Here is a 7,992-nt window from a genome sequence, read left to right on the forward strand (position 1 = left end):
GGCGGCCCGTCCGTCCCGCCCCCGGCCTCAGGCCGGGAGGTGCCCCCACCCACCGCAGGAGCAGCCGCCATCGAGCACACCGCCGTCGAGCCGTCCGCCAACGGCCACCCCCCGCTGCACACCGACCAGGCCCCGCCCGTCCCCGTCCCGGTCCCCGCCCCCGCGGTCGGCGAGGGCCCGCCCGGCGGACGGCTCGGCTCGTTCCTCACCAACGGGCAGGCCGGCGAGCAGCTGGCCCTGCTGAACGAGGTCGGCGGCAAGGTCGGCACCACGCTGGACCTCGGCTTCACCGCCCGCGAGCTCTGCCAGGTGCTGGTCCCCCGGATCGCCGACTTCGCCTGCGTGGACCTGGTGGACGGGCTGATCGCGGACTCCGAGCTGCCGGCCGCCCGCCCGGACGACGACACCATGCTGCGCCGGGTCGCCCTGGTCTACAACGAGACCGGCGGCGCCTGGGACCACGTGCTCTCCGAGGGCTCGCTGGTCAGCATGCCCCGCCGCACCCCGCCCGGGATGGCCCTGCAGCTGAACCAGCCGGTGCTGGTCCCGGTGGTCAGCTCGGACGTCGCGGTCGACTACGCGATCGCCCTCGGCGGCGTCCGGCTGGCCCCGGTGGTCTCCGGCCGCTCGATGCTGGTCGTCCCGCTCTCGGCCCGCGGCACCGTGCTGGGCATCCTCAAGCTGCTCCGGCTGCCGGACCGCGCGCCCTTCGACGAGAGCGACGCCGCAACCCTCAAGGAGCTGGCCGTCCGCGCCGCGCTGTCACTGGACAACGCCCGGCTGCACCGCGCCGAGGCACGGGTCGCCACCACCCTGCAGCGCTCGATGATCCCGACCCGCCCGCCGCAGATCCCCGGCGTGCAGATCGCCCACCGCTACCTGCCCGGCGACCCCAAGGCCCAGGTCGGCGGCGACTGGTTCGACGCGATCCAGCTGCCCGGCAGCCGGGTCGCCCTGGTGGTCGGCGACGTGATGGGCCACGGCCTGCACTCGGCGGCCGCGATGGGCCGCTTCCGCACCGCCATGCAGACCCTCGCCGCCCTGGACCTGCCGCCCGGCCAGCTGCTGCGCCACCTCGACAACCTGGCCCACAAACTCGGCGACGACCACCTCGCGACCTGCCTGTACGCGGTCTACGACCCGATCAACCGGACCTGCGAACTGGCCAGCGCTGGCCACGTCCCGCCCGTCCTGGTGCACCCGGACGGCACCGGCGAGCTGCTGGAGATCCCGGCCGGCGCGCCGATCGGCGTCGGCGGCGTGCCGTTCGTCGCCAAGACCATCGACGTCTCGGACGGCTCGATGCTGGTGCTCTGCACCGACGGCCTCGTCGAGGTCCGGGGCGGGGACATAGGAGCCGGCCTGGCCGCGCTCTGCGGCAACCTGATCGACCCGCAGCAGAGCCCCGAGCAGGCCTGCGACGAGGTGCTGCGGCGGCTGCACTCGGACGACCGCAAGGACGACGTCGCCCTGCTGGTGGCCCGCTTCGACGGGGTCGCCCCGTCCGAGGTGGCCACCTGGGACCTCACCGTGGACCACCGCGAGGTCCGCCGGGCCCGCTCGCTGGTCCGCGAGCAGCTGGCCGGCTGGCACCTGGAGGCGCTCAGCGACACCACCGAACTGCTGGTCAGCGAGCTGGTGACGAACGCCGTGCGGGTCGCCCGGGACACCGTGAAGCTCCAGCTGATCCGGGTGGACAAGCTGCTGGTCGAGGTCAGCGACGACAACCACAACCTGCCCTCGCTGGAGCCGGCCGAACAGCTCGGCGAGACCGGCCGCGGCCTCACCCTGGTCACCAAGCTCGCCGAACGCTGGGGCACCGCCCGCAAGGCGGTGGGCAAGGTGGTCTGGTTCGAGCTCCCGCTCCCGCACGCCTGACGGCCGCACCGGCGGCACCGGACACCGAACGGCCGCGTACGGACACCCGTACGCGGCCGACGAAACGCGATCAGCACCCGTCAGGGGATGACGGCCTCCGCCGAGCGGCGCCGCCGAGCCTCCACCGCGACCTCCCGCGAGGCGACCGCGGCCACCGAGGTGGCGGCGCCGACCCCGGCCAGCACCCTCGGCCAGAAGTCCCCGAAGACCTCCACCGAGACGGCGATCAGCAGCGCGGTGATCACCGCGACCACGTGCTCCAGACCGGCCAGGTTCGGCAGCACGACCGCCTCGCCGATCATCACCGCCACCACCAGGCCGCCGGTGAACCAGGCCCGGCAGCGGAACGCGATGCAGATCGCCAGCGCCACCACCGCGGCCGAGGGCCCGGTGTCCCGCACGTAGGAGACCCACTTCGGGAAGCCGAACAGGTGGTGCGGCCCGATCGCCACACCGACCCGGGCGAACAGCGTGCCCGCCAGGGTGCACGCGTAGGCGACCACCAGGGTCATCCGCCGGCCGAGCACGATCTCGGCGATGGCGAAGACCACGAACACCTGGGCCAGCGCCCCCCAGACCGGAAGGTCCAGCGCCGGCACGTACAGGGAGAGCGGGGTCCGCAGCAGCGAGACCTCCAGCGGCAGCGCCGCCCGCACCACCCCGATGTTGTTGACGAAACGCTCGCCGCCCGGCAGGTGCTGGACGATGCTGAACAGCAGGATAAGAAACGTCGCCAGCGTGGCCAGCGGAACCGCGGCGAACTTCTTTCGCACCACCGCGTCCCGGACCGTCGCGAACAACGTTCCCCACTCGGCGACAGCGGCCGATCTGGCGATTGCCAGCGGCCGCTTTCGCACGCCCCCCGCGTGGGTCCTGTGAATCACAACCGTTTCTCCGAATCCCCGAACTCTCGACTACTGCAACATTAGAAGCCCGTTAACACGGCCACATCGGCATGAATGGGGATCGAGGTCATCCTCAGGGGGGAGGCCACTCCCCCGACGGACCCCCAATTCGGCCGACCGGCCCCCTCCGCCCCCCGGCGGAGGGCTACCCCTTCCCGTCCCGGGCCGCCACCGGGAGCCGGGGCGCCACCACGGCGGCCCGGGCGTGCCGGCGGCGGAACAGGGCGGGCAGGCTCGGCGCGACGATGAAACCCTCGGCGCGCGCGCTCGCGATGCCGATCCGCGGAATCTCGCTGCTCTTCTCGAAGAGCAGGTAACGCGGCTCCCAGATCGGCCGGTACTTGGCATTGGCGCGGTACAGCGACTCGATCTGCCACCAGCGCGAGAAGAATCCCAGGATCGAGCGCCACAGCCGCAGCACCGGGCCGGCACCGAGGCGCGAACCCCGCTCGAAAACCGAGCGGAACATCGCGAAGTTCAGCGACACCCGCTTCAGCCCGACCTCCTCGGCGCGCTGCAGCAGTTCGATGACCATGAACTCCATCAGGCCGTTCTCGGTGTCCCGGGCCCGGCGCATCAGGTCCAGCGAGAGCCCGTCCGGGCCCCACGGCACGAAGCTCAGCAGCGCCTTCAGCTCGCCGTCCCCGTCGTGGCACTCCAGCATCACGCAGCGGCCGTCGCCCGGGTCGCCGAGCCGGCCGAGCGCCATCGAGAAGCCGCGCTCGGTCGCCCCGTCGCGCCACTCGTCGGCCTTGGCCACCAGCTCGGCCATCTCCGCCTCCGAGATGTCCTCGTGGCGACGGATCCGCACCGTGTACCCGGCCCGCTTGACCCGGTTGTAGGCCTGCCGGACCACCCGCATCGCACGGCCGTCCAGCGAGAACTCGTCCAGTTCGACGATCGCCTCGTCGCCCAGCTCCAGCGCGTCCAGCCCGTGCCGGGCGTAGATCACCCCGGCCTCCTCGGAGGCCCCCATGACGGCCGGCGCCCAGGCGTGCTCGCGGGCCTCGGCCAGCCAGGCGTCGATCGCGCCCGGCCAGGCCTCCGGGTCGCCGATCGGGTCGCCCGAGGCGAGCGAGACGCCGCCGATCACCCGGTAGGTGACCGCCGCCTTGCCGCTGGGGGAGAAGATCACCGCCTTGTCCCGGCGCAGCGCGAAGTAGCCGAGCGAGTCCCGCTCGCCCTGCTTGTCCAGCAGGCCGCGCAGCCTGGCCTCGTCCTCGGCGGTGAGCAGCTCCTTGCCGCGCGGGCTGCGGAAGGCCACGTACAGCACCAGCAGGAAGAGCAGTGCGCCCATCGCGTTGATCGCGGCGTTCACCCAGGTCGGCGCGGCGATCACCGAGCGCAGGTGCTCGGACGGGGTGATCGTGATCATCCGGCCGACGGAGTACCGGAACAGATCCCAGAAGCCGGCGCCGGACAGCTCGTTGGTCATCCAGACCAGCAGCGCGCCGACCCCACCGCCGAACGCCAGCCCGCCGACGAAGGTGGCCGCCGCGGTCTTCGGGTTGGAGCTGTCGCCCTTGGACGTGAACTCCTTCCGCCCGACCAGCAGCGTCAGCACGAACAGGCAGGTCAGGACGGTGGAGAAGTAGTTGAGCGGGTGGGTGTCGAAGCGCTCGTCCGGCACCACCATGGCCGCCAGGTACAGCAGCGCGAACATGCCGCCGAGCGCCGCGTTGAAGATCCACGCGGCCCGCTTGCGCCGCCGCATCGCGATCGCGAGGAACACCGACAGCACCGCGCTGGCCAGCCCGGAGGTCATCAGGTACGGGGTGAAGTACTCACCCTCGTTGTGCTCGCTGACCTGGTTGCGGAAGGGCACCAACAGCACCGTCGCCACGTTCAGCAACGCGATCAGCCGCAGGTACCAGACGGAGGCCGCGGCGGCCCTCGGACGCCAACGGTCCAGCGCGCCGCCGGGACGGGGCCCCGGGGATGTGGCGGACGGCTCCGACTTCACAGTGGACGACACAGCTCAATTCCAAACGATCAGATGGTGGGGCGCATCCGCAAACGGCCCGGCGTCGGGCGCCCGTTCTTGCCCGACGGACTGACCGGCGACCTCACCCGGCCGACCGCCGAATGGAGAAGCGGCCGGAAAAGGTTCAGCCAACTCCATGGTTCCCCACCGAAGCTGAGAATTGCGTGAACCGGGTAGCGGATTCCCACCCCCGCCGAACGGCGGGGGTCATCACCCCCCACACGTTCGGCGCCCCGACCCGGCTGCCCCTACTCTCGACTCGAAACGACCCACGCGGACCGCCCCGACCCGGCCGCCCGAACCGAGGAGGCACCATCACCACCACCCGCGTGCTGATCGTCGACGACGAGATCCTGGTCCGCTCCGGCCTGGGCCTGATCGTCGGCTCCGCCGCCGACCTGGAAGTGGTCGGCGACTGCTCCGGCGGGCAGGCCGAGGAGCACGTCCAGCGACTGCGCCCGCACGTGGTGCTGCTCGACATCCGGATGCCGGACCTCGACGGCATCTCCGTACTGCGCCGCCTGCGCGCCCTGCCCGACCCGCCCGCCGTGGCGATGCTCACCACCTTCGACACCGACGAGTACATCGGCACCGCGCTGCGGGCCGGCGCGGCCGGCTTCCTGCTCAAGGACACCGCCCCCGAGCAGCTGGTGCACGCCGTCCGGGTGCTCGCGGCCGGCGGCAACATCCTCTCCCCGACCGTCACCCGCACCGTGATCGGCGGCTACGTGGACGGCGGCGGCCCGGACGCCGAGGCCACCGCGCTCGCCCGCACCCTCACCGGCCGCGAGCTCGACGTGCTCTCGCTGCTCGGCGAGGGCCTGTCCAACGCCGAGATCGCCGACCGGCTCTTCCTCGGCACCGGCACCGTCAAGGACCACATCAGCGCGATCCTCGGCAAGCTCGGCGCCGCCAACCGGGTCCAGGCCGCCGTCCTGGCCCACCGGGCCGGCCTGGTCCGGCCCAAGCCCGGCGACGGGGCATGACGGCCGCCGACCAACTGCCGTCCAGACGGCTGCCGGCCTGGTGCACCGCCCCCTGGCTGATGCTGCTGCTGCCCGTCCTGTACTCCCTGCTGGACGCCGGCCTGGTGGCCCGGGAGGCCGCCTGGTGGCAGGTGGCGCTGTCCACGCTGGCCGCCGTCGCACTGTTCTGGCGCCGCCGCTTCCCGGTGGCGGTGCTGCTGCTCACCATGCCGGGCAGCTGGGTGGACGAGATCTGGCTGGCCCCGATAACGGCCGTCTACTCGGTGGCCGCCGAGCGCCCCCGCCCCCGGGTCGTGGTCCCCTGCGGCATCCTGTTCGCCCTGGTCGAGTTCTTCCACTGGCCGCTGCCCGAGGACATCGTCACCCTCAGCCGCGCCACCGCGCTGGACGCCATCCAGGCCGTGATGCTGGCGGCCGGCCCGGCCGCCACCGGTCTGCTCGCCCGCACCCGGCGGGAACTGGCCGTCCGCCTGGACGAGCTGACCCGCGGCCAGGAGCGGGAGAGCCGGCTGCTGGCCGAGCGGGTGCTGATCAGCGAGCGCGGCCGGCTGGCCCGGGAGATGCACGACGTGGTCTCGCACCAGGTCAGCCTGATCAGCATCCAGGCCGGCGCGCTCCAGGTGAGCAGCCCCGATCCGGCGGCCGTGACCGCCGCCCGCACCATCCGCGAACTGTCCGTACGGACCCTGGACGAGCTGCGCCAGATGGTCGGGGTGCTGCGCGGCACCGGCGGGCTGCCGGACGCCCCGCTCGCCCCGCAACCCCGGCTGGCCGACCTGCCCCGGCTGATCGAGGAGAGCGGCCTGGCCGCCGACACCGAGCTGGTCCCCGGCGACCGCCCGTGGCCGGAGGCGGTCGAGCGGGCCGCGTACCGCACCGTCCAGGAGGCGCTCACCAACATCACCAAGTACGCCCCGGACGCGACGGTGCACGTGCGGGTCCGGGCGAAGGGCCGCCGGCTGCGGGTCGAGGTCCGCAACGAGGCCCCGCCGGTGCACCCGGCCGAGATCCTGCCGGGCGGCGGCCACGGCCTGGTCGGCCTGCGCGAGCGCGCCCAGCTGCTGGGCGGCACCCTCACCGCCGGGCCGACCCCGGACGGCGGATTCGAGGTCCGCGCCGAACTCCCGGCCAGCCGAGGCTGACCCGTCCCGTCCTCGGACCCGTACCACCCGGCGCCGGGCTGCGCCGAGACAACGAGAAAGCCCCGCAGATCCGTAGATCTGCGGGGCTTCGCTGTGCGCGAGGGGGGAGTTGAACCCCCACGCCCTTTCGGGCACTGGAACCTGAATCCAGCGCGTCTGCCTATTCCGCCACCCGCGCATGGGTGTTGTCCTCGTTGCCGACCGATCTTCCGAACCGCTCGGTACCATGGGGACTTCGCGTTTCCTTGGACCGGCCTCCCTTCCGGGCGGCCCTTCCGACGTGGAAAACATTAGCACGACCTGGCGGGCTGCTCCGAATCCGTCGTCCGGAGGGCCCGACGGCATCCGAACCGATGCCCGGCGAACGTCCGTGCGACTGCCGGACGGGCGCTCCGACGGGCAGACCTGGCGTGCCGTACCCGAAATGCGTCACCCTGTGTGTCCGAGCCCACCCCCGGGCACCACACGCTCCGGGAACCGTACGGAAGGGCCCGGCGTGGATACGATCAGTACGGAAGTACCGCAAGTAGGAGGCGCGACCGGGTCCCGGGCGGGATCCGGCCGGCAGGCAGGCGAACGAACCCTGGAAGGGGGTGCCCCATGGGAGTGCTGAAGAAGTTCGAGCAGCGACTCGAGGGTCTCGTCAACGGCACCTTCGCCAAGGTGTTCAAGTCCGAGGTCCAGCCCGTGGAGATCGCCGGTGCGCTGCAGCGCGAGTGCGACAACAACGCGAGCATCTGGAACCGCGACCGCACCGTCGTGCCGAACGACTTCATCGTCGAGCTGAGCCCGCACGACCACGAGCGGCTCAGCCCCTACTCCGGGCAGCTCGGCACCGAGCTGGCCGGGATGGTCCGCGAGTACGCGGAGGCCCAGCGGTACACCTTCATGGGTCCGCTCCAGGTGAACCTGGAGAAGGCCGACGACCTGGACACCGGGCTGTACCGGGTGCGCAGCCGCACCCTCGCCGCCGAGGAGCCCCAGCAGCAGCAGTACGCACCGCCGCAGCCCGGCTACGACCGCCCGCCGGCCGCTCCGGCCCCCGGCGCACCGTGGCAGCAACCCGGCGCCGGCCCGTACGGCGCACCCCCGCCGCC

At 72.6% G+C, this 7,992-nt stretch carries 6 protein-coding genes and 1 tRNA gene; 4 read left to right on the top strand and 3 right to left on the bottom strand.

What is annotated here, in order from left to right; genetic code table 11:
* On the top strand, nucleotides 1–1,878 hold a 1,878-nt coding region (locus KS423_RS31815), incomplete at its 5' end, for a SpoIIE family protein phosphatase (RefSeq protein WP_224283225.1).
* A gap of 80 nt (nucleotides 1,879–1,958) precedes the next feature.
* Here KS423_RS31815 and KS423_RS31820 read toward each other — a convergent pair.
* Together KS423_RS31820 and KS423_RS31825 are read right to left on the bottom strand one after the other, a co-directional pair.
* On the bottom strand, nucleotides 1,959–2,651 hold the full coding sequence (locus KS423_RS31820; protein ID WP_224283226.1) for a hypothetical protein: 693 nt from the start codon (nucleotides 2,649–2,651) through the stop codon (nucleotides 1,959–1,961).
* Between the two features lie 277 nt (nucleotides 2,652–2,928).
* A complete protein-coding gene (locus KS423_RS31825) occupies nucleotides 2,929–4,758 on the bottom strand; it encodes a phosphatidylglycerol lysyltransferase domain-containing protein (RefSeq protein ID WP_374120062.1) in 1,830 nt (609 codons plus the stop codon).
* Between the two features lie 341 nt (nucleotides 4,759–5,099).
* Between KS423_RS31825 and KS423_RS31830 the strand changes: the two genes are divergently transcribed.
* Both KS423_RS31830 and KS423_RS31835 read left to right on the top strand, forming a co-directional pair.
* Nucleotides 5,100–5,753, top strand: a complete 654-nt coding sequence (locus KS423_RS31830) for a response regulator transcription factor (RefSeq protein ID WP_224283230.1) — start codon at nucleotides 5,100–5,102, stop codon at nucleotides 5,751–5,753.
* Complete coding sequence (locus KS423_RS31835; protein ID WP_224283227.1) at nucleotides 5,750–6,895, top strand: sensor histidine kinase; 1,146 nt, start codon at nucleotides 5,750–5,752, stop codon at nucleotides 6,893–6,895. Before KS423_RS31830 ends, KS423_RS31835 begins: the two co-directional genes overlap by 4 nt.
* A gap of 94 nt (nucleotides 6,896–6,989) precedes the next feature.
* Here KS423_RS31835 and KS423_RS31840 read toward each other — a convergent pair.
* Nucleotides 6,990–7,073: transfer RNA gene (locus tag KS423_RS31840), tRNA-Leu, on the bottom strand.
* Nucleotides 7,074–7,495: 422 nt separating this feature from the next.
* Between KS423_RS31840 and KS423_RS31845 the strand changes: the two genes are divergently transcribed.
* Nucleotides 7,496–7,992 (top strand): DUF3662 domain-containing protein (locus KS423_RS31845; RefSeq protein WP_224283228.1); only part of this gene is annotated, 497 nt, incomplete at its 3' end.

The organism is Streptomyces sp. LS1784, assembly GCF_020103755.1.
Lineage (GTDB): Bacteria > Actinomycetota > Actinomycetes > Streptomycetales > Streptomycetaceae > Kitasatospora.